The sequence below is a fragment of the Streptomyces violascens genome, assembly GCF_014649955.1.
Classification (GTDB): Bacteria; Actinomycetota; Actinomycetes; order Streptomycetales; family Streptomycetaceae; genus Streptomyces; species Streptomyces violascens.
The window spans coordinates 196,417-220,839 of sequence record NZ_BMUA01000012.1; the positions used below are offsets into that span (position 1 = coordinate 196,417).

Below are 24,423 nucleotides of genomic sequence, written 5' to 3' on the forward strand. Positions count from 1 at the left end.
ACGGTTCGTCGGGGCGCACCCCGGTGGCCCGGAATGCCGGGATCGTCCAGGTTCCCGATACCCTCGGGGCATGAGCTGGCTTCGGGCGCTGAGGGAGACCGCCCGCTCGGGGCTGACGGTCGAGCGGCGGCGGCTCGAACCGCTCGTCGCGCTGCGCGGAGCCGCGGGACTCGCCATCGTCGTCGGCATCAGCCTCACCCTCTTCGGCCCCTCCGTCGCCGCAAGCTCCGCGTTCGGCGCGTTCCAGGGCGCCATCGCCACGTACCAGCGCAGCTGGCGCCCGAGGCCCGTGCTCGCCCTCGCCTCGGGCCTCTCGCTCGCGATCTCCACCTTCCTCGGCTATCTCGTCGGCACCCACTCCCCGTTCTTTCTCGTGCTGCTCGCGCTGTGGACGTTCCTGGCCGGGCTCGCCTGGGCCGTCGGCCCGACCGTCGGGGTCATCGCCTCGTCCAACGTCGCGATCATGCTGGTCACCGTCACCCTGCCGAGCTCGCTCGTCGACGCCGCCGGGCACGCCGGGATGATCGCGTTCGGCGGGGTCGTCCAGGCCGCCCTCGTCGTCCTGTTCCCGATCCGCAGATGGGGCGCCCAGCGTGACGCGCTCGCCGACGCCCTGGCCGCGGAGGCCGACTACGCGCGCCGGCTGCGGCACGACCCCGTCGCCCCCTTCGACCCCCAGCCCCTGATGACCGCCCGCCTCGCCGCCGCCGTCACCCCGCGCGAGGCCCGCCGCCGCCCGGCCGAACTGCACGGAGCCCGCGGCGTCGCCGAGCGGATCCGGCCGGTGCTCGCCTCGCTCGCCGACCCCGCGCTCGGCGTCCCCGCGGAGGGCGAGGAACGCCACCGGGTACGGGAGTTGCTGGCCGCCGCGGGCACCGTCCTCGACGCCGCCGCCCGAGCCGTCCGGCACGGCGAGGCCCCCGTCATCCCGCCCGCCGCCGAGGCCGCCCTCGCCACCCCCGACACCGGCGCCATCCTCACCGGCCCCGCCCGCCGCGCCGCCGCCCGGCTCACCGCACTGCTCGCGGACGTCGTCGAAACCGCCCAGGGCAGCGGCACCGGCGCAGGAGCGGAACCCCTGCTGCGGCCCACCCTGCCCCGCCTGGTCCCGCTCGCCCTGCGCACCATGCGCGACGAACTGGGCCACCGCCGCTCCCCGGTGTTCCGGCACGCGGTACGGGTCTGCGCGGTGGCGACCGCGGGCTATCTGCTCGGCCACGTCCTGCCGTTCGGCCACGGCTACTGGGCCCCGATGGCCTCCGTAATGGTGATGCGGCCGGACTTCTCGCTCACCTACGCCCGCGCGGTCGCCCGCTTCGGCGGCACCCTCGTCGGCGTCGCGCTCGCCACCGGCATCGTCCAGCTCACCCACCCGGACACCGGCCTGTCCGCCGCCATCGCGGTGACCTGCGCGTTCCTGGCGTACCTGCTGATGCGTACGGGCTATGCGGTGCTGAGCGGCTGCGTCTCCGCGTACGTCGTGTTCCTGCTCGGCATGGGCGGCCTCCAGTGGACGCAGACCGTGCCCGACCGGGTGTTCCTGACGCTGATCGGCGGCGCCCTCGCGATGATCTCGTACGCCGTCTACCCGGCCTGGGAGACACCGCGCCTGCGCACCCGACTCGCCGACTGGCTTGCCGCGAACGGCCGTTACGCCTCCGCCGTCGTCGCCCACTACGCCGACCCGGGGCGCGCCTCCGACGAGATCCGCCAGGCGCTCCTCGACACGCGCGCGGCCCGCATCGCCTGGCAAGAGGCGCTCGACAAGGCCACCCACGAGCCGGTGCGGCACCGGGGACTGTCGCGTTCGGCGGCCGAGGAAGCCGCCCACGCGCTCAGCCAGTTGGGGCGTACGGCCATGCTGATGGAGGCGCACCTGCCGGACCGGGACGCGGTGCCGGTACCGGCCGCCGCGAAGTTCGCCGAGGCGCTGCGGGAGGCCACCGAGCAGGGCGCGAAGGCGGTGCGCGAGCGGCGCGTGCCGCGGTGGGAGGGGGTCGAGCAGGCCCTGGCCGCCTGGGACGGCGAGGGCGTGCCCGACCGCGTGGTGCGCAGGGGCGCCGGCCTGGTCGTGCACTGCCTCGACGACCTGACCGACGCCCTGACGGTACCCAGCTCTCCCAAGCCGTAAGGGAGTCGGGTTCACCTGTAGTTCTCAGGTTTTCCCGGCGTCACGGGGTCGGGAGGCCGGCCGTCGGGAGACCTGCCGTGGGGAGGTCGGTCGGGAGCGAGCCCGCCTTGCCGCGGGTGAAGGATTCCGTCCCGCCACCCTCCCACTTGACCTCGAGGTTGCCGCCCTTGATCGTGGCCATGCCCTGGGTGCGATCGGTGTTCCCGTCGGCGCACTTCATGGTCAGCATCGTCATGCCGGAGGTCTCGGCGACGGTGCCGGAGCACACGTGCGGGGAGAGCAGGGCCACGCCCTTGTCCGCGATGGCCATGGTGACGGCCTTGGTACCGACCTTCGCGGTCCAACTTCCCTGCAGGTCACTGGACTTGGCCGGAGTGCCGTTGCCGCCCCTCGCCGGCGAGGAGCTGTCCGAGCCGGACGGTGACTTGGTGGCCGGCTTGTCATCGCTCTTGCTGCTGCCGCAGCCGGTCAGGACGAGTGCGACCGAGAGCCCGGCCGCGGCGAGTCCGGCGGTGCGTATGTGCCTGTGCACGGTGTGTCTTCCCCCTGTGAACGGTGTCTGGGACCGCGACAAGCTACCAGCCGTGCCGCGCCGCACAGGTCTGAACCAGCGGGCCCTCCTGTGCGTCTCTTGCTGAGGGACGTGCAGGTACGCGTCGGGCACGTGTCGGCGGCCGCGCCCCGGCGGGCCCGCACGAGCGGTCCGGCCCGGGAGCGGGTGTAATTGCCCGGGCACCCCCCGTGCACGTGCATCTTCCCATGCATGCGCACATGAACACAGATATGATCCGGGGCAGTTGACCATTCACAGTTGCACGTCTGCACATCCCGGGAGCGACCTTGCACCACGCGTACAACGGCATGGCGGCAGCGGAGCTTCAGGGTGCCGCGTGGCAGAAGAGCAGGCACAGCAACTCGCAGGGATCCTGCGTCGAATTCGCCAAACTGCCCGGTGGAGGGGTGGCGGTACGCAACTCACGCCATCCGGACGGGCCTGCCCTGGTCTACACCAGGGCGGAGATAGAGGCGATGCTGCTCGGCATCAAGGACGGCGAGTTCGACCATCTGATAGTCGACTGAGGGCCGCGGCCGACAGGCGGCGACCCGCCGGTGACCACTTACGCATGACCACTCACCCATGACCACTCGCCCACGACCACTCGACCAGGACGACTCAGGGATGGCGACTCACGGCCGTCGGCTGACAGACGACCACTGACAGACGACCACTGACAGGTGGCCGCTGACAGGCGGCAGACTCTGAAATCTGTCAGCTCACTCCGCCGGTGCCAGCCGGAACAGCGCCCATACGACCTTGCCGCTGATCGCGCCCGACAGCGGGTGCCAGCCCCAGCTGTCGGCGAAGGACTCGACCAGGAACAGGCCGCGGCCGGACTCCGCCCCGAAGTCGTCGCTCTCGCGCTCGATCGGGCTCTCGTTGCTGGGGTCGCGTACCGCGCACACCAGCCGGCTCGTCCAGCGCATGAGATGGAGCCGCACCGGCACCTCGGTCTCGCGCGGGGTGTCGGCGGGCAGGGCGTGCCGCAGTGCGTTGGTGACGAGTTCCGAGACGACCAGGGCGACGTCGTCGAAGCGCTCGCCGAGGCCCCACTGCGTGAGCGTCGACCTGGTGAACTTCCGGGCCCCGCGCACCGCTTCGTAACGGGCGGGCAGCGCACAGGACGCGGAACCGGCCACGGTCGAGGGGTCGATGGGGGGAAGCGCCTGCCTTAAGGGCTCAAAAGGCTCCAGCATGGTCGATCCATTCGTCCCCATGCGAGGCACTCCCGTGGTTCGCGGCCGTGGCGGTACAGGACGCAAGCGACTAGACGCAGTTGAGCACGCAGGTGCGCGGGGACCATGGTTCCGAATGCTTCGGCACGATGCAAGGGCAGATGCACGTGCACGCGACCGACCTGTCCCCGCCCGTGCCGTTTCTTGCTCATTTCTTCCTCGGAAGTTCCTCAGGCCGATTTCACTCCTTGACCATTTCCGTAATCACGCGGGTACGGGGTGAAGCGTTTTGATGGCAGACTGCCCACCACCATTGGATGGGGAGGACGGCGAAGTGACCGCAGGGGAGGCATGGGGATCCCCCCGGCCGAGCGCAGTCGAGGCCGGCGGAGGTTCGGTGGTCCGGCGCATTCTGCTGGGCTCTCAGCTCAGGCGCCTGCGTGAATCGCGCGGCATCACGCGGGAAGCAGCCGGCTATTCGATCCGGGCGTCCGAGTCCAAGATCAGTCGTATGGAGTTGGGGCGGGTGAGCTTCAAGGCCAGGGATGTCGAGGACCTGCTCACGCTCTACGGTGTCGGCGACGAGTCGGAGCGCATGTCGCTGCTCGGCCTCGCCAAGGAAGCCAACATCGCGGGCTGGTGGCACAGTTTCGGCGATGTGCTGCCCGGCTGGTTCCAGACGTACATCGGCCTGGAGGGCGCGGCCTCGCTGATCCGCGTCTACGAAGTTCAGTTCGTACACGGTCTGTTGCAGACCGAGGCGTATGCCCACGCTGTGGTCTCGCGGGGCATGCGGGGCGCGCCCGCGGCCGAGATCGACAAGCGCGTCGCGCTGCGGCTCGAGCGGCAGAAGGCCCTGGTGTCCGAGCGGGCCCCGCAGTTCCACGCGGTGCTCGACGAGGCCGCGCTGCGTCGGCCCTACGGCGAACGGGATGTGATGCGGGGGCAGTTGAAGCATCTCATCGAGATGTCGGAGCAGCCCAACATCAACCTTCAGGTCATGCCGTTCAGCTTCGGCGGGCACGCGGGGGAGAGCGGCGCCTTCACGATGCTGCGGTTCCCGGAGTCGGACCTGTCGGACATCGTGTATCTCGAACAGCTCACCTCCGCACTGTATTTGGACAAGGCGGAAGAGGTCGCGCAGTACGAACGGGCGATGGCCCGGCTCCAGCAGGACAGCCCAGGCCCGGAGGAAAGCCGCGATCTTCTGCGCGGACTCCTCCAACTCAGCTGACTCATCAGTAGGATGACGTCACATCAGGCCAGTAACGCGGTTGACCGCGCGGAGCCGGCGGACACAGCAGTAGGGGATGGCATGTCCTTCTTCACCGACCTCGCCCACCAGTTCATAGACGGCCAGTGGCGCACCGGCAGCGGGTCGTGGGACATCATCGACTTCGATCCGTACAACGGGGAGAAGCTCGCCGCCATCACCGTCGCCACCGTCGAAGAGGTCGACGAGGCCTACCGTGCGGCCGAGCGCGCCCAGCGCGAATGGGCCGAGACCAATCCGTACACCCGCAGACTCGTCTTCGAGCGCGCCCTGCGCATCACTGAGGAGCGCGAGGCGGAGATCATCGAGGCGATCACCACCGAGCTCGGCGGCACGCGGCTGAAAGCGGTGTACGAGGTCCATCTCGCCAAGGAATTCCTGCGCGAGGCGATCCAGCTGGCGCTGCGCCCCGAGGGCCGGATCCTGCCGTCGCCGGTCGACGGCAAGGAGAACCGCGTCTACCGCCTCCCGGTCGGCGTGATCGGGGTGATCAGCCCGTTCAACTTCCCGTTTCTGGTCACCCTCAAGTCCATAGCCCCCGCACTGGCGTTGGGCAACGCGGTCGTCATCAAGCCGAACCAGAACGCGCCGGTCGTCGGCGGCGGGCTCATAGCGAAGATATTCAAGGACGCGGGACTGCCCGCCGGGCTCCTGAACGTCCTGGTCACCGACATCGCCGAGATAGGCGACGCGCTCATAGAGCACCCCGTCCCCAAGGTCATCTCGTTCGCGGGCTCGGACCGCACCGGCCGCCACGTCGCCTCGGTCGCCGGCAGCCATTTCAAGCGCGTCATCCTGGAGCTGAGCGGCAACAGCGCCCTGGTCGTCCTCGACGACGCCGACCTCGACTACGCGGTGGACGCGGCGGTTTTCAGCCGCTTCGTGTATCAGGGCCAGGTCTGCATGGCCGCCAACCGGATCCTGGTCGACCGCTCGATCCTGGAGGAGTTCACCGGCAAGTTCCTCGCCAAGGTGACCTCGCTCAGAACCGGCGACCCGGCCGACCCCGCCACCGACATCGGCCCCGTCATCAACAACTTCCAGGCAGAGGCGCTGACTTCACTGGTCGACCAGGCCCTCGCCGAGGGTGCGACCGCGCTCGTACGGGGCCGCACGCGCGGCAACCTGGTGGAGCCCACCGTGCTCACCGGACTGCCCGCCGACTCTCCCGTACTGCGCCAGGAGATCTTCGGCCCGGTCGCCCTGCTCATCCCGTTCGACGGGGAGGAGGAGGCCGTACGCATGGCGAACGACAGCCCGTACGGACTCAGCGGCGCCGTGCACACCGCCAACGTGGAGCGCGGGGTGCGGTTCGCCAAGCGGATCGACACCGGGATGATGCACGTCAACGACTCGACGATCCAGGACGAGCCGCTGGTCGCCTTCGGCGGCGAGAAGTACTCGGGGCTCGGGCGGCTGAACGGCGACTCGACGGTCGAGGCCTTCACCACCCAGAAGTGGATCTCGGTCCAGCACGAGCGCAGCCCGTTCCCGTTCTGACGGATATCGGCGGGCGGCTGACACTGGACAGAGAGGGCAGCGGCTGACAGCTGAAGGAGGACAGCTGACAGCTGACAGAGGACAGAATCTGACCTCTTTCCTTCGTACCGTGTTTCTTGTCAGCAGGCCGGTACACCGGATGCAGCACTCGAACGAAGGCGGTCGGATCATGCCCACTCACGTTCCCGCAGAGGCGCACGGCGACGAGCGCGGCGCTCTCCTCAACTTCGTGGAAGCCCAGCGCGGCGGGCTGCGCCGCGCCGTCCTCGGCCTCACCGAGGAGCAGGCCACCAGCCGCCCGAGCACCAGCGAGCTCTCCCTCGGCGGACTGATCAAGCACGTCGCCGAGACCGAACTGAACTGGCTGAGGATGGCTCAGCAGCGCCCCAACGAGAAGCAGCGGGACCAGTCGAACTGGCACGAGAGCTTCCAGCTCATGGGCGACGAGACCACTGCGGGCATGCTGGCCTTCTGGGACGAAGTGGCCGCCGAGACCGAGGAGTTCATCCGCAAGGTCCCCTCGCTCGACGACACCTTCCCGCTGCCGCCGGCCCCGTGGTTCCCGAAGGAGGGCCGGGTCTCGATGCGCTGGCTGATGATGCACCTCGTGGAGGAGACGGCCCGGCACGCCGGGCACGCGGACATCATCCGCGAGTCGATCGACGGCAAGACGGCGTTCGAGCTGGTGGATCTCGCGAACGGCTGAGCCGGGGTGCGGCGGGCCGTCACGGCGGAGGTCACGAGCCGTCGTGACGGCCGAGGCCGCAGGCAGTCGCGACAGGTGAAGCCATAGGCTTGCGGCCATGTCAAGCATCCGTCTCCTCGTCCTCGGCGCGGTACGTCAGCACGGCCGGGCGCACGGCTATCAGGTGCGCAACGACCTGGAGTACTGGGGCGCCCATGAGTGGTCCAACGCCAAGCCGGGTTCGATCTACCACGCGCTCAAGCAGATGGCGAAGCAGGGCGTCCTCCTCGCCCATGAGGTGGCGCCCAGCACGGTCGGCGGCCCGCCGCGCACGGAATACGAGCTGACGGATGCGGGCCGCGAGGAGTTCTTCCGGCTGCTGCGCGAGGCGCTCGCCTCGTACGACCAGAAGATGGACGTCCTGTCGGCGGCGCTCGGCTTCATGGTGGACCTGCCGCGCGCGGAGGCGGTCGCCCTGCTGCGCGACCGGCTGGACAAGCTCGCGGGCTGGCGCGCCTCGGCGACGGAGTACTACACGCCGGAGGAGGGCCCGGGCCAGCTCGGCCACATCGGCGAAATCATGAACATGTGGGTCCACTCCGCGGATGCCGAGGCGGAGTGGACCCGCGGCCTGATCGCCCGGATCGAGGGCGGGGCGTACGTCTTCGCGGGCGAGGGCGAGCCGTTCGTGGGCGTCCTGGCTGACGGTGAGGAGAACCCGTTCGCGACGGGTGAGCGGGACCCCGGAGACGATCTCTAATCAAGTTTGACGAGTGGAGGGAGGTCGGTTACCTTCGATGAGGTAATCAAGTTTGATTACCTCGCGAGAGTCGCTGAATGCGCGACATCTGCTGCCTCGCGAGAGCTGGTGAAGGAGAAGAGATTGCCGGACGCGGACGTGAACGGAAACTCGATCCTCGTGGAGGACGTGGGCAAGCGGTACGGGGCGAAGCGGGTGCTCGACGGGCTCGACCTGGCCGTGCGGCGCGGCACGGTGCACGCGGTGCTGGGGCCCAACGGGGCCGGCAAGACCACGGCCGTACGGATCATGACCACGCTGTTGCGCCCCGACGCGGGCCGGGTGCTGGTCGCGGGCCACGACGTACAGCGGGAGGCGGGCGAGGTGCGGCGGCGGATCGGGCTGCTCGGGCAGCACGCGGCCGTCGACGAGGAGCTGGGCGGGCGGCAGAACCTGGAGATGTTCGGCCGGCTCCACCATCTCGGGGCGCGCCGGGCGGGGGAGCGGGCCGATGAGCTCCTCGCCCGTTTCGGCCTGGCGGACACCGGGCGCAAGGCGGTCGGGAAGTACAGCGGGGGCATGCGCAGGCGGCTCGACCTGGCGGCGTCGCTCATCACCGACCCGGAGGTGCTGTTCCTGGACGAGCCCACGACGGGCCTCGATCCGCGCGGCCGTGCGGAGGTGTGGGGGGCGGTTCGCTCGCTGGTGGGCGGCGGCACGACGGTCCTGCTGACCACGCAGTACCTGGAAGAGGCCGACCAGCTGGCCGACCGGATCTCCCTGATCGACGGCGGCAGAGTGGCCGCCGAGGGCACGGCGGACGGGCTGAAGGCGACGGTGGGCTCGGACCGCATCGAGGTGGTGGTGCGAGACCCCTCTCAACTGGCGGACACCGTACGGGTGTTGGGACTGCCCGGGGTCACCGTGGACCGGGACCGGCGCTTGCTGAGCGCGCCGGTCACGGACCGGATGGGGGTGCTGGTCGATGTCGTACGGGAACTGTCGGCGGCGGGTATCGAGGCGGAGGACATCGCGGTGCGCAGGCCGACGCTGGACGAGGTGTTCCTGTCCCTGACGGAGGGCGGGCCTGTGGGGGACGGAGAGTCTCTGGCGGAGAGCGACCGGGGCGAGCGGGGGGTGGCGGTGTGAGCGCGGTCGGCTGGGTGGTCGCGGACTCCTGGACCATGACGCGGCGCGAGCTGGCGCACTGGGCGCGGCAGCCGGTGCAGGTGGTGGTCGGGCTGGTCTTCCCCGTGATGCTGCTGCTGGTGTTCGGCTACCTGATCGGCGGCGGACGGGGCGTGTCCGGCCCGTACGTCGACTTCCTGGTCCCGGGGATGCTGGCGCTGACCATGGCGTTCGGGCTCGAAGGCACGATGCTGGCGGTGACGCAGGACCTCAACAAGGGGGTGGTCGACCGGTTCCGCTCGATGCCGATGGTGTCGGGGACGGTGCTGGTCGGGCGGGCGGTGGCGGACATGCTGCAGTCGGCGGTGGGACTGGTCGTGCTGATCGGCGTGGGGTACGCGATGGGGTGGCGGCCGGGAGGGGGCGCTGGGTTCCTCGCGGCTGTGGGCCTCCTGCTGCTGTTCCGCTTCGCCATGCTCTGGGTCGGGATTCACCTGGCGATGGTGGCGGGGCGGCCGGAGCTGGTGCAGGCGGTGCAGATCCTGGTGTGGCCGGTCGGCTTCCTGTCCAACGCGTTTGCCGTGCCGGCGTCGATGCCGGGGTGGTTGGGGGCGGTCGTGGAATGGAACCCGCTGTCCGCGACGGCCACGGCGGTGCGGGAGTTGTGGGGCGCGGGGGCGGGGGGTTCGTCCTGGGCGGCCGAGCATGCGGGGGTGTTGGCGGTGGGGTGGCCGGTGGTGCTGGTGGGGTTGTTTCTGCCCCTGGCGGTGGGGCGATTCGGGAGGCTGAGGGGGTAGGGGACGGCCCGGCGGGGTGCGCTGGGGCTCCGCCCCAGGCCCCGGGAGGCCCCTCCCCGCCCCTTCCCTAAACCCTCCGGGGGATGCGGGATGTGATGGGGTCATTCGGCTGCGGACCGTGGGTGGTTGCTCGCGCGGTTCCCCGCGCCCCTGGCAGGGTCGATCCTGGCCGGTCTCTTGGGTACGGGCCGTGCGGGCATACCCAGCCTGTCCGGCGTTTGAGGACGAGCGCCCTTCAGGCGCGAACGGGGTCCGGGGTGGAGCCCCGGAAAGGGGTGCGGGGGCGCAGCCCCCAGGGGCCCAGGGGCTAGTGGTGGAACGCTGTTGCTACCGATTCGTCCCGGCCCAGTGGGCCGGCCTGGCGGCGGAGTTCCGGCAGCAACCGCCCCAGGTCCTCAAGGAGCAGCGCCCCCAGGTCCGAGGAGAACCCGTTGCGGCACACCACCCTCAGCACCGACAGGTCCTCCCGGTTCGCCGGGAAGGTGTAGGCCGGCACCAGCCAGCCCCGCTCGCGAAGGCGCCGCGACACGTCGAACACGTCGTACCGGTGCACCTCCGGCGCCGTAGTGAAGGCGAACACGGGCAACTCGTTGCCCCGCGTCAGGAGCTGGAAGTCCCCGAGCGCCTCGATCCGTTCCGCGAGCCCCCGCGCGACGTCCCGCGTGGTCTGCTGCACCGCCCGGTAGCCCTCGCGCCCGAGCCGCAGGAACGTGTAGTACTGCGCCACCACCTGCGCCCCCGGCCGCGAGAAGTTCAGCGCGAAGGTCGGCATGTCGCCGCCGAGGTAGTTCACCCGGAAGACCAGTTCCTCGGGCAGCTCCGCCGCCGAGCGCCACAGCGCCCAGCCCACCCCCGGGTACACGAGCCCGTACTTGTGCCCGGAGGTGTTGATCGAGGACACCCGGGGCAGCCGGAAGTCCCACACCAGGTCCTCGTCGACGAAGGGCGCGACCATCGCCCCGGACGCCCCGTCGACGTGCACCGGGATGTCCAGACCCGTACGCTCCTGCAAATCGTCGAGCGCCGCGCACAGCGCGCCGATCGGCTCGTACGAACCGTCGAAGGTCGAGCCGAGCACCCCGACGACGCCGATCGTGTTCTCGTCGCAGAGCGCGGCCGCGGCTGCGGGGTCTAGGTGGAAGCGGTCGCCCTCCATGGGCACCTGCCGCGCCTCGACCTCCCAGAAGTTGCAGAACTTCTCCCAGCACACCTGCACGTTCACGCCCATGACGAGGTTCGGGCGGGCCTCGCGCGAGGGGTAGCGGTCGGCGTTCTTCTGCGCCCAGCGCCGCTTGAGCGCCATCCCCGCCAGCATGCACGCCTCGCTCGACCCGGTCGTCGAGCAGCCGACCGCGGTGTTCGGGTCCGGCGCGTGCCACAGGTCCGCGAGCATGGCCACGCACCGCCGCTCCAGCTCGGCGGTGCGCGGGTACTCGTCCTTGTCGATCATGTTCTTGTCCCGGCACTCCGCCATGAGCACCGTGGCCTGCGGCTCCATCCAGGTGGTGACGAACGTCGCCAGGTTGAGCCGGGCGTTCCCGTCGAGCATCAGCTCGTCGTGGACCAGCTGGTACGCGGTCGACGGGGCCAGCGGCCGGTCGGGGAGCCGGTGCCGCGGTGGCGCGGAGGTCATCGAGCCGACCGGGTCGGCCTCCCCGTAGAAGGGGTTCAGCGCGAGCCGCCCGTACTCCTTCTCGTCGCCGTGCTCCTTCTCGCTGCCGCCGCGGTGCAATGCCATGAACTGTCAACTGCCTTTCCAGAGAGGAGAGTTGATGCAGTGGAGCGTGTGCTCAGTTCCGGGTCAGGACCACCGCGGTTCCGTACGCGCAGACCTCCGTACCCACGTCCGCCGCCTCGGTCACGTCGAACCGCATCATCAGGACCGCGTTCGCGCCGCGCGCCTTCGCCTGCTCCACGAGCCGCTCCATCGCCTGGTTCCGCGTCTCGACCAGCGTCTTGGTCAGGCCCTTCAGCTCGCCGCCGATCATGGACTTGAGGCCGGCGCCGATCTGGCTGCCCAGGTGCCGGGAGCGTACGGTGAGGCCGAAGACCTCCCCGATGACCTGTTGCACGGTGTAACCGGGTACGTCGTTGGTGGTCACCACCAGTACGTCCGACTGCGGGCCCTGTCCGCCGCCGTACTCCTCGATGCCCATGTGGTTTCCCCTTCGGTAGCCCTTGTCGGCCCTACCCAGCCTGCCCCTGGAACCACGAGTTCGCGCGTTACGTTGATAACTTTGGCTGCCGACGGCAGACAGCCCGCCCGATACCCACACCCAGGAGCCCGGTACCCGTGACTTCCCTTGCCCTCGGGCCGAGCTGGCTGGACCCCGACTATCTGCTGGGGACCTTCGGCCTGGCCGGTCTGCTGATCATCGTGTTCGCCGAGTCCGGGCTGCTCGTCGGCTTCTTCCTGCCGGGCGACTCGCTCCTGTTCACCACCGGTCTCCTGGTCACCACCGGCAAGCTGGACACCCCGCTGTGGCTGGTGTGCGTGCTCGTCGTGCTTGCCGCGGTTCTCGGTGACCAGGTGGGTTACCTCTTCGGCAAGAAGGTGGGGCCGTCCCTCTTCAGCCGGCCCGACTCGAAGCTCTTCAAGCAGGAGAACGTCGAGAAGGCCCACGAATTCTTCGAGAAGTACGGCCCGAAGTCGCTGGTCCTGGCCCGCTTCGTGCCGATCGTGCGCACCTTCACGCCGATCGTCGCGGGCGTCAGCGGCATGAACTACCGCCCGTTCGTCACCTTCAACGTCATCGGCGGCACCCTGTGGGGGGCGGGCGTCACGCTGCTCGGCGCGGCCCTGGGCAACGTCGACTTCGTGCACAAGAACATCGAGCTGATCCTGGTCGCGATCGTGCTGGTCTCGGTCGTCCCGATCGCCATCGAGTTCCTGCGGGCCCGCTCCAAGGCCAAGAAGAACCCGCAGGTGGCAGACGGGCAGGCGCCTCAGCGTGGCGGCCGCCACGCCAAGCGCTGACCCCACCGGAGGCCTAGGGGGTGTCCCCCTAGAACCCGCGCGTCCGCTTCGCTGCCGCGCGGCCCGCGCCCGGGGCCCGCAGGAACATGCGGGCGATCTCGTTGCCGAGGTTCACGCCGATCGCGATGGCCAGGGCGAGCGCCGACGCCTTGGCGAGCGAGGCGAAGCCCCGGTCCAGATGGTTCTGGGCGATCAGGAGCACCCCGAAGTACGTGGCGCTACCGGGCAGCAGCGGGCCGATCGCGGCGGTGACGTACAGCAGCGCCGAGGTGTTCCAGTACCGCGAGAGCAGCTGGCCGAAGAGGCCGACCACGCCGGCCGCGACCGCCGTCGCCATGATCGGCGAGCCCCCCGCGGTGACCGCGATCGCGGCGTAGATCACCCAGGCGACCGCGCCGTTCGCGGCCGCGATCAGCACGGTGGAACGATCCTGCTGGAGCAGGACCGCGAAGGTCAGACAGAGCACGAACGACGCCAGGATCTGGACGACCGGGCGGTCGATGGGCTTGAACGTGCCCTCCGGATTGAGCTCGGCGTGGATCTGGAGCCCGCCGTACAGGACGCTCAGGACGCCGACGACGATCGCGACGAAGAAGTACCCGACTTCGAGCAGCCGCGCGGACGCGGTGACGTAGAAGCCGGTCAGGCCGTCCTGGACGGCCGCCACCAGGGCCCGCCCGGGGATCAGCGCGAACAGGCCACCGGTGATCACCGCGGATGGACTGAGGTTCCAGGAGAGCAGGCTGAGCGCCACGCCCATCGCGGCGGGCGGCATCGCGGCCACCACGAACTGGTAGAACTCCGGCAGCCCGCGCGCCGCGCACAGCCAGGCGAGCCGGTCGCCGAGAACCGCGCCGACCGCCGCCACCAGGAACACCGCGACGCCGCCGCCGAGCAGCACGGAGGCCGCTCCGGCAAGAAGGCCGCAGGCGGTGGTCAGGACCCAGCCGGGGTAGGGGTGGCGGTTTCGCCGTATCTCCGCGAGGCGCCGGTAGGCCTCCTCCAGGGAGACCTCGTGCTCCTCGGTGGTCATGTCCGTGACGAGCCGGTGCACGGCCGCCAGGCGCGTGTAGTCGGTGCCGCGGCGGCGCACCGTGCGGTTGGCGGTCACGGGGTCGTCCACCAGGGACGGCTGGTGCGTGATGGCCAGCATGGTGAAGGTGACGGTCGGCTCGCAGCGGTCCAGGCCGTAGCTGCGGCAGATCGCGAACATCGCGGCCTCGACGTCCTCGGCGCCCTCGCCGCCGGAGAGCAGCAGCTCGCCGATACGCAGCGTCAGGTCGAGCACGCGGGGCACGGCGGGGCCGGTGTCGTCGTGCTTCTGGATCGGCTCGGCCACCGGCCGGTCGCCCACCGGCATCCGCAGCATGGTGCGCATCCGGTCCTGCCAGGGCGCGTCCTTGGACAGCCGCACCAGCGGCAGGCCCGCCGTGGTGATCAGGGCGTTCGGGGTGTCACGGGCGCTGTAGGTGCTCGGCGTGGCGAACGCGGAGGCCGACTGGTCGGCGGGCGCCTCCACGACCGGAGCGGCGAGCCCCGCGGGCAGCGCGAACTCGGAGGTGGGCGATTCCTCTTCGGGCACCTGCGGCTGCTCCACGCCCTCGGGGGGTGCGAAGGCGCTGCGTGCCTCGTCGGACTGCGGCTTGCGGTCTTCCACCGCATCGTGCTGCTCGGCCACCACTGGTCCCGTGCCTCCCTCCGGCCGCTTGGGTGCGTGTGCCCAGTATGTGGTCGGTCATGAGCCGACACGACAGCGGGCGGCGCACCGTGAAGGTGCACCGCCCGCTGTTCACGGAAGATCGCGCGTCAGTGCGCGCCGCCCTGCGCCTCGAGGCGCTTGTAGGAGGCCTCGACCTCGGCCTCGGCCTCGACGCGGCCGACCCAGTTGGCGCCCTCGACGGACTTGCCGGGCTCCAGGTCCTTGTAGACCTCGAAGAAGTGCTGGATCTCCAGGCGGTCGAACTCGGAGACGTGGTGGATGTCGCGCAGGTGCTCCACGCGCGGGTCGGACGCCGGGACGCACAGCAGCTTGTCGTCGCCGCCGGCCTCGTCGGTCATCCGGAACATGCCGATGGCGCGGCACTTGATGACGCAGCCGGGGAACGTCGGCTCGTCCAGCAGGACCAGCGCGTCCAGCGGGTCGCCGTCCTCGCCGAGGGTGTCCTCGACGAAGCCGTAGTCGGCCGGGTAGCTGGTCGAGGTGAAGAGTCGACGGTCCAGGCGGATCCGGCCGGTCTCGTGGTCGACCTCGTACTTGTTCCGCGACCCCTTCGGGATCTCGATGGTGACGTCGAACTCCACGGGTGGCTCTCCTCCATGATCAGCACATGCATCGGACGGGTGCTGCGTCGATGCCGTGTTCGCGGCAGGACGCAGTTCTGGTGATTAAGTGTCCCTCACGCAGGTGTGTGATCGCGAAAGGGGCTGGTCCTCGGTGCCGGGACCCAAGACATGGCAGCTCACAGCGGGTGCGGCGGCGGTCGGCCTGGCACTTTCGGCCGGGGCCGTGGCCCTCGCCGGACCGTGGGACTCAGGCCAGCGTAAGGCCGAGCGTGACCGGGCCGCATCGTGGGCCGGCAGGGGTGGCGCACATCACGGGCCCCCCAAGGATCCGGAAGCCCCGGCTCCGGCGCCGAGCGCGCCCGGCGTGCTCGCGGCCCTCGGCGCCCCGGTCGCGGCCCCCGTCCCGGCGGCCCTTCCCTCCGACCTGGGCCGGCTGCTCGCCGACCCCGCGCTCGGCCCGAACCCGGCGGCCTCGGTCCTGGACACCGCCACCGGGCGGGTGCTGTATGCCGTCCGGGCGGACGCGGCCATGACGCCGGCCTCCACCGTGAAGATCGCCACCGCGACCGCTGTGCTCAGCGCGCTGCCGCCCGACCACCGCTTCGCGACCAGGGTGGTGGCCCCGCCCGGCTCCGCCGCGCTCACCCTGGTCGGCGGCGGCGACCCCACCCTGGACAAGGCTCGCCTGGCCGCCCTGGCCGACGACACGGCCCGCGCGCTGGGGGCGCGCTCGCTCGGCAACGTACAACTGGCCTACGACACCGCGCTGTTCAGCGGCCCTGCGGTGCATCCGATCGGGGCGAACGAGAACCTCGCGCCGGTCGTCGCGCTGATGACCGACGAGGGGCGTACGGACAGCTCCGACAGCGGGCCCGCGGCGCGCACCTCCGACCCCGCGGGCGACACCGCACGGGCCTTCGCCGAGCTGCTGCGCGCCCGCGGGGTGCGGGTGGACGGGCCGGTGTCCGCCGCCGCGCCCGCCGGTGCCAAGCCGGTGGCGAGCACGCTGTCCGCGCCGCTGCCCGAGATCGTCGAGCGGATGCTGACCAACAGTGACAACGACATCGCCGAGGCCCTGAACCGCGCGACCGCGATCGCCACCGGCAGGCCCGCGAGCTTCGACGGCGGCGCGGCGGCCGTGCCCGCGCAGCTCGCCAAACTCCAACTCCCTTTGAACGGAGTCGTGTTCGCGGACGGCAGCGGCCTGAACCGAGTCGACAAGGTCACCCCGGACCTCCTCACCCGGCTGCTCGCCAAGGCCGCCGACCCGGCCCGGCCCGAGCTGCGCCCGATCCTGACCGGCCTGCCCGTCGCCGGCTTCACCGGCACCCTCAGCGGGCGCTACGACACGGCCTCCGCGGCCACCGGCCTGGTTCGCGCGAAGACCGGCACGCTCAGCGGCGCGGGGGTCAACACCCTGGCCGGGACGGTCGTGGACGCGAGCGGCCACCTCCTCGCGTTCGCGTTCCTGTCGACGGGCACTCCGGGCGCCGACCCGGCCCCCGTACAGAAGGCGCTCGACCGGCTCGCCACCCGGCTCACGGCGCACTGAGCGGCGCCAACCGGGTTCCCTTCAGGGGCCGACAACGTACGGTTGACGCATGACTGGCATCGGCGGTGCAGGTACCTCTGGGATGGTCGACTGGAACCTCGCGGTCGCGACCGCGACCCGACTGGTGCGGCCGGGCCCCGACGTGAGCCGCGACGAGGCGCGCGAGATCGTCGCCGAGCTCCGCCGGCACGCCAAGGCCGCCGAGGAGCACGTACGGGCGTTCACCCGGATGATCCCGGAGGGCGCCGAGCCCGAGGACACCCCGGTCCTGGTCGTCGACCGGGCCGGCTGGGTGCGGGCGAACGTCGCGGGCTTCCGCGAGGTCCTGCGGCCGCTCCTCGACAAGATGCAGGAACGCCGCGGGAACATCCCCGGCGGGGCCGTGCTCGGCGCGGTCGGCGGCAAGGTCACCGGCGTCGAGCTGGGCATGCTCCTGAGCTTCCTCTCCTCGCGGGTCCTCGGCCAGTACGAGACGTTCGCGCCCGCGACCCGCGAGCTCCCGGCGGCGCCCGGCGGCGGGGGCCGGCTGCTCCTGGTGGCGCCCAACATCGTCCACGTCGAGCGCGAACTCGACGTCGCCCCGCACGACTTCCGGCTCTGGGTGTGCCTCCACGAGGAGACCCATCGCACCCAGTTCACGGCCGTGCCCTGGCTGCGCGACCACCTGGAGGGCGAGATCCAGTCATTCCTCGGCGAGACCGAGGTCGACCCGATGACGGTCCTGGAGCGGCTGCGCGAGGCCGCCCAGTCGCTGGCCGGGGGCCGTCCCGAGGGCGAGGAGGGCGAGGAGGGACGCTCGCTCGTGGAACTGGTGCAGACGCCGGCCCAGCGCGAGATCCTCGGCCGGCTCACCGCCGTCATGTCGCTGCTCGAAGGCCACGCGGACTACGTGATGGACGGGGTCGGGCCGCAGGTCGTGCCCTCGGTGGCCGAGATCCGCGAGAAGTTCAAGGAGCGCAGGGCCAAGGGGGCCTCCCGGCTCGACATGGCGCTGCGCAAGCTGCTCGGCCTCGACGCCAAGCTGCGTCAGTACCGCGACGGCGAGCGCTTCGTGCGGGCCGTGGTGGACGAGGTCGGCATGGACGGCTTCAATCGGGTGTGGACATCGCCGAACACGCTCCCCACCAAGGCCGAGATCGCCAAGCCGGCGGACTGGGTCGCGCGCGTGCACCGCAAGGCGGAGTCCTGAGCGAAAAGCCGCCGGTAGGCGGGTGTCAACGCGGGAATCACCCATCCGAGGGACCGTGAGGCATGGGTAGGCGTGCAATGCTCGGGTAACGGCTCTGTTCTGTCACCATCTACGCACTCTGTGTGACTGAACTTCCCTCCTGCTCCCTCTGATTCCCCCCGCTTCCTCTCCGCACCAGAGGCACCCCCAACACCGAAGGGCACCGGACATGGGTCCCCATCCTGCGGTCGCAGCGATACGCCTGGCGGTTCGCCGCGTACTCCACGACGTACTGAACGAACACTCCCGCGACCATGAGAGCGCCGCTGCCGCCGTGAGCGCGGGAGCCTGTGCCGGTCCCGGGGCCGGCCTGCTCACCGCGCCGCCCGCGCCCCTCGTGCTCGTGGCCTGCTCCGGCGGCGCCGACTCCATGGCGCTCGCCTCCGCCCTCGCCTTCGAATCCCGCAAACTCTCGCTGCGCGCCGGCGGCATCACCGTCGACCACGGCCTGCAGCACGGCTCCGACCTGCGGGCCGCCGAGGTCGTGTCCCGCATGACGGGCCTCGGCCTGGAGCCCGCCGAGGCCATCGCCGTCCACGTGGGCCGTGAGGGAGGCCCCGAGGCCGCCGCCCGGGACGCCCGCTACGCCGCCCTGGACGCCGCAGCCGAGCGCCACGGCGCCGCCGCGATCCTGCTCGGCCACACCCGCGACGACCAGGCCGAGACCGTGCTGCTCGGCCTCGCCCGCGGCTCCGGCACCCGCTCCCTGTCCGGCATGGCCGCCGTCTCGGGGGCGGCGGGCCGCTACCGGCGCCCCTTCCTGGAGATCGACCGCCAGACCGCCCGCAAGGCCTGCATGGTGCAGGCGCTGCCCGTCTGGGACGACCCGCACAATGCCGACCCCGCCTACACCCGCTCCCGGCTGCGCCAGGAGGGCCTGCCCGCGCTTGAGAAGGCGCTCGGCAAGGGCGTCGTCGAGGCGCTGGCCCGCACCGCCCAGCTCTCCCGCGACGACGCCGACGCCCTGGACGCCTGGGCCCTCCAGGCGGACGCGACCGTACGGGACGACGCGGGGCTGCTCGAATGCGCGAAGCTCTACGCGCTGCCGCCCGCCGTGCGCCGCCGCATCGTGCGCCGGGAGGTCATCGGGGCGGGCGCGCCCGCCGGTTCGCTCTTCGCCCGCCATGTGGAGGAGGTCGACAAGCTGATCACCAGCTGGCGCGGCCAGCGGGCCATCAATCTCCCCGGCCGCGTCGTCGCTCGTCGCCAGGGTGGCAGACTGGTCATTCGGCAGAGCTGAGACCACGCACGTCACTCGGCTCGCGTACGGACAACAGAACCCCCCAAGAAAGCGGCCCGGGTGAACGAGAAGGACATGGGCACCGACCTCCAGTCGGTGCTCATCACCAAGGAAGAGATCGACGCGAAGCTGGCGGAGCTGGCCGGGAAGATCGACGCGGAGTACGCGGGCAAGGACCTGCTCATCGTCGGAGTCCTCAAGGGCGCCGTCATGGTCATGGCGGATCTGGCCCGCGCGCTGTCCACCCCGGTCACCATGGACTGGATGGCCGTCTCCTCGTACGGTGCGGGCACCCAGTCCTCCGGCGTCGTGCGGATCCTCAAGGACCTCGACACCGACATCAAGGGCAAGCACGTCCTGATCGTCGAGGACATCATCGACTCGGGCCTGACCCTGTCGTGGCTTCTTTCCAACCTCGGATCGCGCGAGCCCGCCTCCCTCGAGGTCTGCACGCTGCTCCGTAAGCCGGATGCCGCAAAGGTTGCGATCGACGTGAAGTGGATCGGCTTCGACATTCCCAATGAATTCGTCGTGGGTTACGGCCTCGACTATGCCGAGAAGTACCGCAATCTCCCCTTTGTCGGGACACTTGCGCCGCACGTGTACGGCGGCTGACGCAACCCGGCCCGTTCGGGGAACCACAGGCCTCCTCCCGCCGTTGGAGCAGGGGAAGGGCCCTTTGTCAGCCGTACCGTGCGACCACGGGTGACAATGCTGGGGTACCGTCCGAAGAACAGTCTTTACACACAGTCTTAGTCATACTCACAGCAGCATTTACCTACGGGCAGGAGGGACGGGGCGTTCTCGCTCCGTATGGATGGACGTGAAGCGATACTTCCGTGGGCCGGTCATGTGGATCGTGCTGGCCGTCCTCGCCGTGGTCGTGTTGATGCAGGTCGTCGGCTCGTCGGGCGGCTACAAGACGGTCGACACATCCGATGTCGTTCAGGCGATCAACAACAAGCAGGTCGAACAGGCCAAGATCACCACTGGTGACAGCCAGGTCATCAAGATCGACCTGAAGGACGGCCAGAAGGTCAAGGGCAGCAGCAAGGTTCAGGCCAACTACATCGGTGACGCCCAGGCGACCTCGATGGCCGACTCGCTGCAGACCGGCGTGAAGGGCGGTGACATCCCGAAGGGATACACCGTCTCGCCCGACAAGCAGAACCCGTTCCTCGGGATCCTGCTGTCCCTGCTCCCCTTCGTCCTCATCGTCGTGGTCTTCCTGTTCCTGATGAACCAGATGCAGGGCGGCGGCTCCCGAGTCATGAACTTCGGGAAGTCCAAGGCCAAGCTCATCACCAAGGACACCCCGAAGACGACCTTCGCCGATGTGGCGGGGTCCGACGAGGCCGTCGAGGAGCTCCACGAGATCAAGGAGTTCCTCCAGGAGCCGGCGAAGTTCCAGGCCGTCGGCGCCAAGATCCCCAAGGGCGTGCTGCTGTACGGCCCGCCCGGTACGGGCAAGACGCTGCTCGCCCGTGCTGTCGCGGGTGAGGCCGGTGTCCCGTTCTACTCGATCTCCGGCTCCGACTTCGTCGAGATGTTCGTCGGTGTCGGCGCCTCGCGTGTCCGCGACCTCTTCGAGCAGGCCAAGGCGAACGCCCCGGCCATCGTCTTCGTCGACGAGATCGACGCCGTGGGCCGGCACCGTGGCGCAGGCCTCGGCGGCGGTCACGACGAGCGCGAGCAGACCCTCAACCAGCTGCTCGTCGAGATGGACGGCTTCGACGTGAAGGGCGGCGTCATCCTGATCGCCGCCACGAACCGGCCCGACATCCTCGACCCTGCGCTGCTGCGGCCCGGCCGTTTCGACCGCCAGATCGCGGTCGACCGCCCGGACATGCAGGGCCGTCTGGAGATCCTCAAGGTCCACCAGAAGGGCAAGCCGGTCGCTCCGGACGTCGACCTGTCGGCCGTCGCGCGGCGCACCCCGGGCTTCACCGGCGCCGACCTTGCGAACGTGCTGAACGAAGCGGCGCTCCTGACGGCGCGCAGCGACCGGAAGCTGGTCGACAACAACGCGCTCGACGAGGCGATCGACCGCGTCGTGGCGGGTCCGCAGAAGCGGACGCGGATCATGTCCGAGAAGGAAAAGAAGATCACCGCGTACCACGAGGGCGGTCACGCCCTGGTCGCCGCGGCTTCCCCCAACTCGGACCCGGTCCACAAGATCACGATCCTGTCGCGCGGCCGGGCCCTGGGTTACACCATGGTCCTGCCGGACGAGGACAAGTACTCGACCACGCGCAACGAGATGCTCGACCAGCTGGCGTACATGCTGGGCGGTCGCGCGGCCGAGGAGCTCGTCTTCCACGACCCGACGACGGGCGCGGCCAACGACATCGAGAAGGCCACGGCCACCGCCCGCGCGATGGTCACGCAGTACGGCATGACCGAGCGTCTGGGCGCGATCAAGTTCGGTGGCGACAACACCGAGCCGTTCCTCGGCCGTGAGATGGCGCACCAGCGCGACTACTCGGAAGAGGTCGCGGCGCTCGTCGACGAAGAGGTCAAGAAGCTCATCGAGACGGCGCACAACGAGGCCTGGGAGATCCTGGTCGAGAACCGCGACATCCTCGACAACCTGGTCCTGCAGCTCCTGGAGAAGGAGACGCTGGGCAAGGAGCAGATCGCCGAGGTCTTCTCGGGCATCGTCAAGCGCCCGGCCCGCCCGGCCTGGACCGGCTCCTCACGGCGTACGCCGTCGACGAGGCCGCCGGTGCTCTCGCCCAAGGAGCTGGCGCTCACCAACGGTGCTGCCACCAACAACGGCTCCGTGCAGATGGACAAGACGACGGAGGCGATCCCCGCCCCCGAGGACCGTCCCGAGAGCTGAGCACCGGGGCCGCACCGGCCCCGGAATGCATGCCGCGCCCCCCAGGTTTTAGCCTGTGGGGGCGCGGCTGTTTTCCGGCCACGCGCATGAACGACTGTCGAGGAACGAGGCACAGATGACCGACCCGGTGACGCTGGACGGCGAGGCGCAGATCGGCGAGTTCGACGAGAAGCGGGCCGAGAACGCCGTGCGCGAGCTCCTCATAGCAGTCGGCGAGAACCCGGACCGCGAGGGCCTCCTGGAGACGCCGGCGCGCGTGGCGCGGGCCTACCGGGAGATATTCGCGGGGCTGTGGCTGAGGCCGGAGGACGTGCTGACGACGACGTTCGACCTCGGGCACGACGAGATGGTCCTGGTGAAGGACATCGAGGTGCAATCGAGCTGTGAACATCACCTTGTCCCGTTTCACGGCGTCGCCCACGTCGGCTACATCCCGTCCACGGACGGCAAGATCACCGGCCTGTCGAAGCTGGCCCGGTTGGTGGACGTCTACGCCCGCAGGCCGCAGGTGCAGGAGCGCCTGACCACGCAGATCGCGGACTCGCTGATGGAGATCCTGGAGCCGCGGGGCGTGATCGTGGTCGTCGAGTGCGAGCACATGTGCATGACCATGCGGGGTGTCCGCAAGCCCGGCGCCAAGACGATCACCTCGGCGGTGCGCGGCCAACTGCGCGACCCGGCGACCCGTAATGAGGCAATGAGCCTGATTATCGCGCGATAGGTCGATTGTCAGTGGTGCCCGGTACGGTCCCGGATCAGCAGAGTTGGTCGCTGGTCAAAGGGGATCGCGATGGGGCTTCCGAGTAAGCAGATCGTCAACATGGTCGGGGGGCATGCGCAGGCCAGGAACGTATGTGTCGGCCATAGTTTGTGGAGCCTGGATGGTGAGCGCACCGTCGCGACGGAGGTCACTGAGGTCTCGGTGGCCAAAGCGCGGGACGTCGTCGATGTAGTGACTGATCGGGCGACGTTCACTGTTGCTCGCGATCAGGAACTGGGCACCCCAATGGCTGGTCGCCTGTGCTGGACGCGACAGGCGCCATGGTGGCGTGGACGCCTGCGCGGAAGCTATGCCGAGTTCGGCCGACGCTTCGACCCGGTTATGACTTCGGTTACTTCGTGGGAGCCACGTGCGCCGACGGAACCGTCGGCAAGAACTATGTGTCGTTGGTGGTTAACGACGAGGGCTTCGCGGAGCGGTACGCGGCCAGCCTGATGGCTGCTACTGGGCTGGCCGCGCGTTTGGAAGCCGTGACGCGGCCCTCCGGCTTCCTGCAGCGGGATGTGCCTGGCTTCAGGGTGCGGGTGGTTTCGTCGTACTTGGCAGATCTCATGCGGCAGTTCGTGGGCGGCGATGCCCATCACATGCGGCAACGCTTCCCGCGAGTGGTGCTGAGTAACACTGATGCCTTCGAAGGGTTCCTGGATGGCTATGTTGATGGCGACGGGTTCCGGGCCAAGACCTGGCGCGGTCGGATCGTCATCAGTGCGAACGTGCCGTTCCTTGCCGAGCTGGCGGAGATCATAGGTGCCAGCTTCACCCCGGTGGTCAACGGGCGGGCGTCCAAGCTGGTCATAGCGGATAGCTGGCCCAGACGAGGCACCTTCCAGCCGGAGGAACATTCATGGGAGTTGGCTGAGTCGGAGTGGATCCGGGTGCACGAAGTGCGTCCGCGCAGGGCAGAGGGAACGAAGCGCTTCACGCTGTATGGCTTCCGGCTTTCTCCCCATCCAGGGTTCCTGGTGAACGGCCATCTCGTGCGTGCGTCACGGTGACCGGGGTCAGGTTCTACGTCAGGTAACCGGGGCCTTGTTGTCGTCCTCGTCCTCGGGGAGTTTGCAGATGCGTTCCAGGAACAGGGCGGCCGCCACGACTCCGATGCCGGCCAGGACCGAGAAGCCGGCGTAGATCGCCTGGTCGCGGCGGGCCGGCACATCGAGATAGCTGAGCAGATAGACGCCGGTGCCGCCGTACATCCCGCACACCAGGGCCGCGACCAGCGCGCTGGCCTGGCCGAAGACCACCGCGCGGGCGGCCATCAGCGGCTCGACGCCCTTGGCCTCCGGGCGGCGCTCGCGCTGGGCGCGCAGCCGGGAGCGGATGGACAGGGCGGTGGCGAGCAGGATGACCGCGATCACCCCGAGCACGATGGGCGCCGCGATCGGCACGCTCGGCAGCGTGGACACGGAGTCCCACAGCCGGGCGGCCGCCCAGGAGAGCACCCCGGCGACGACGAACAGACCGGCCAGCACGCCCAGGCGCAGTTGCTTCACGGAGTAGTGCCCTTCGGGTCTCGGGAGATCGACCTCAGAA

At 70.0% G+C, this 24,423-nt stretch carries 23 protein-coding genes; 16 read left to right on the top strand and 7 right to left on the bottom strand.

Annotated features, from left to right (window positions below; translation table 11 throughout):
- The first annotated feature begins 70 nt into the window (after positions 1–70).
- Complete coding sequence (locus IE206_RS23810) at positions 71–2,131, top strand: FUSC family protein (protein WP_189965255.1); 2,061 nt, start codon at positions 71–73, stop codon at positions 2,129–2,131.
- 40 nt (positions 2,132–2,171) lie between these two features.
- Here IE206_RS23810 and IE206_RS23815 read toward each other — a convergent pair whose 3' ends face one another.
- Complete coding sequence (locus tag IE206_RS23815; RefSeq protein ID WP_189965257.1) at positions 2,172–2,663, bottom strand: hypothetical protein; 492 nt, start codon at positions 2,661–2,663, stop codon at positions 2,172–2,174.
- A gap of 308 nt (positions 2,664–2,971) precedes the next feature.
- Here IE206_RS23815 and IE206_RS23820 point away from each other — a divergent pair, with 308 nt between their 5' ends.
- Positions 2,972–3,211, top strand: a complete 240-nt coding sequence (locus IE206_RS23820; RefSeq protein ID WP_189965259.1) for a DUF397 domain-containing protein — start codon at positions 2,972–2,974, stop codon at positions 3,209–3,211.
- Positions 3,212–3,406: 195 nt separating this feature from the next.
- On the opposite strand, the gene IE206_RS23825 is transcribed toward IE206_RS23820, so the two are convergent.
- Entirely contained in the window at positions 3,407–3,907 is a 501-nt protein-coding gene (locus IE206_RS23825) for an ATP-binding protein (protein WP_189965261.1), read from the bottom strand.
- Between the two features lie 292 nt (positions 3,908–4,199).
- Between IE206_RS23825 and IE206_RS23830 the strand changes: the two genes are divergently transcribed.
- The 6 genes from IE206_RS23830 (at position 4,200) to IE206_RS23855 (ending at position 9,987) form a co-directional block, all read left to right on the top strand.
- Positions 4,200–5,099, top strand: a complete 900-nt coding sequence (locus IE206_RS23830) for a Sco1979 family transcriptional regulator (RefSeq protein ID WP_226599001.1) — start codon at positions 4,200–4,202, stop codon at positions 5,097–5,099.
- An 81-nt stretch (positions 5,100–5,180) separates the two neighbouring features.
- Positions 5,181–6,638 (top strand): aldehyde dehydrogenase family protein, encoded by a 1,458-nt coding sequence (locus tag IE206_RS23835; RefSeq protein ID WP_189965265.1) that lies wholly within the window; start codon positions 5,181–5,183, stop codon positions 6,636–6,638.
- A 169-nt stretch (positions 6,639–6,807) separates the two neighbouring features.
- Complete coding sequence (locus IE206_RS23840) at positions 6,808–7,344, top strand: DinB family protein (RefSeq protein ID WP_189965267.1); 537 nt, start codon at positions 6,808–6,810, stop codon at positions 7,342–7,344.
- Between the two features lie 97 nt (positions 7,345–7,441).
- Positions 7,442–8,083, top strand: coding sequence for a PadR family transcriptional regulator (locus tag IE206_RS23845; RefSeq protein ID WP_189965269.1), 642 nt, complete (start codon positions 7,442–7,444; stop codon positions 8,081–8,083).
- Positions 8,084–8,206: 123 nt separating this feature from the next.
- Positions 8,207–9,211 carry an ATP-binding cassette domain-containing protein gene (locus tag IE206_RS23850; RefSeq protein ID WP_373300973.1) on the top strand — a complete coding sequence of 335 codons (1,005 nt, stop codon included), beginning with the start codon at positions 8,207–8,209 and terminating at the stop codon, positions 9,209–9,211.
- 35 nt (positions 9,212–9,246) lie between these two features.
- Positions 9,247–9,987 carry an ABC transporter permease gene (locus IE206_RS23855; RefSeq protein WP_189965369.1) on the top strand — a complete coding sequence of 247 codons (741 nt, stop codon included), beginning with the start codon at positions 9,247–9,249 and terminating at the stop codon, positions 9,985–9,987.
- 307 nt (positions 9,988–10,294) lie between these two features.
- Here IE206_RS23855 and gad read toward each other — a convergent pair whose 3' ends face one another.
- Together gad and IE206_RS23865 are read right to left on the bottom strand one after the other, a co-directional pair.
- On the bottom strand, positions 10,295–11,725 hold the full coding sequence (gad, locus tag IE206_RS23860; protein WP_189965271.1) for a glutamate decarboxylase: 1,431 nt from the start codon (positions 11,723–11,725) through the stop codon (positions 10,295–10,297).
- Positions 11,726–11,777: 52 nt separating this feature from the next.
- Complete coding sequence (locus IE206_RS23865; protein WP_189965273.1) at positions 11,778–12,143, bottom strand: YbjQ family protein; 366 nt, start codon at positions 12,141–12,143, stop codon at positions 11,778–11,780.
- A gap of 137 nt (positions 12,144–12,280) precedes the next feature.
- Here IE206_RS23865 and IE206_RS23870 point away from each other — a divergent pair, with 137 nt between their 5' ends.
- A complete protein-coding gene (locus IE206_RS23870; protein WP_189965275.1) occupies positions 12,281–12,964 on the top strand; it encodes a DedA family protein in 684 nt (227 codons plus the stop codon).
- 28 nt (positions 12,965–12,992) lie between these two features.
- Here the strand turns inward: IE206_RS23870 and IE206_RS23875 are convergent, their stop codons facing one another.
- A complete protein-coding gene (locus IE206_RS23875; protein ID WP_373300974.1) occupies positions 12,993–14,642 on the bottom strand; it encodes a threonine/serine exporter family protein in 1,650 nt (549 codons plus the stop codon).
- Positions 14,643–14,770: 128 nt separating this feature from the next.
- On the bottom strand, positions 14,771–15,265 hold the full coding sequence (locus tag IE206_RS23880; protein WP_053731216.1) for an inorganic diphosphatase: 495 nt from the start codon (positions 15,263–15,265) through the stop codon (positions 14,771–14,773).
- 133 nt (positions 15,266–15,398) lie between these two features.
- On the opposite strand from IE206_RS23880, the gene dacB reads away from it, so the two are divergent.
- From dacB to IE206_RS23915, 7 genes are all read left to right on the top strand, one after another.
- Entirely contained in the window at positions 15,399–16,799 is a 1,401-nt protein-coding gene (dacB, locus tag IE206_RS23885; RefSeq protein WP_189965279.1) for a D-alanyl-D-alanine carboxypeptidase/D-alanyl-D-alanine endopeptidase, read from the top strand.
- A gap of 49 nt (positions 16,800–16,848) precedes the next feature.
- On the top strand, positions 16,849–17,988 hold the full coding sequence (locus IE206_RS23890; RefSeq protein ID WP_189965282.1) for an Rv3626c family coenzyme F420 biosynthesis-associated protein: 1,140 nt from the start codon (positions 16,849–16,851) through the stop codon (positions 17,986–17,988).
- Between the two features lie 208 nt (positions 17,989–18,196).
- Positions 18,197–19,267, top strand: a complete 1,071-nt coding sequence (gene tilS / locus IE206_RS23895) for a tRNA lysidine(34) synthetase TilS (RefSeq protein WP_189965283.1) — start codon at positions 18,197–18,199, stop codon at positions 19,265–19,267.
- 75 nt (positions 19,268–19,342) lie between these two features.
- Positions 19,343–19,882, top strand: a complete 540-nt coding sequence (gene hpt, locus IE206_RS23900; RefSeq protein WP_053731222.1) for a hypoxanthine phosphoribosyltransferase — start codon at positions 19,343–19,345, stop codon at positions 19,880–19,882.
- Positions 19,883–20,084: 202 nt separating this feature from the next.
- A complete protein-coding gene (gene ftsH / locus IE206_RS23905) occupies positions 20,085–22,109 on the top strand; it encodes an ATP-dependent zinc metalloprotease FtsH (protein ID WP_189965286.1) in 2,025 nt (674 codons plus the stop codon).
- 115 nt (positions 22,110–22,224) lie between these two features.
- Positions 22,225–22,830: a GTP cyclohydrolase I FolE gene (gene folE, locus IE206_RS23910; protein WP_189965288.1), complete on the top strand. Its 606-nt coding sequence runs from the start codon at positions 22,225–22,227 to the stop codon at positions 22,828–22,830.
- A 398-nt stretch (positions 22,831–23,228) separates the two neighbouring features.
- The gene (locus tag IE206_RS23915; protein ID WP_226599002.1) at positions 23,229–23,885 is read left to right on the top strand and encodes a hypothetical protein; all 657 of its coding nucleotides are present in this window, start codon (positions 23,229–23,231) and stop codon (positions 23,883–23,885) included.
- Positions 23,886–23,903: 18 nt separating this feature from the next.
- On the opposite strand, the gene IE206_RS23920 is transcribed toward IE206_RS23915, so the two are convergent.
- Positions 23,904–24,383 carry a DUF3180 domain-containing protein gene (locus IE206_RS23920; protein ID WP_189965290.1) on the bottom strand — a complete coding sequence of 160 codons (480 nt, stop codon included), beginning with the start codon at positions 24,381–24,383 and terminating at the stop codon, positions 23,904–23,906.
- Positions 24,384–24,423: the final 40 nt, after the last annotated feature.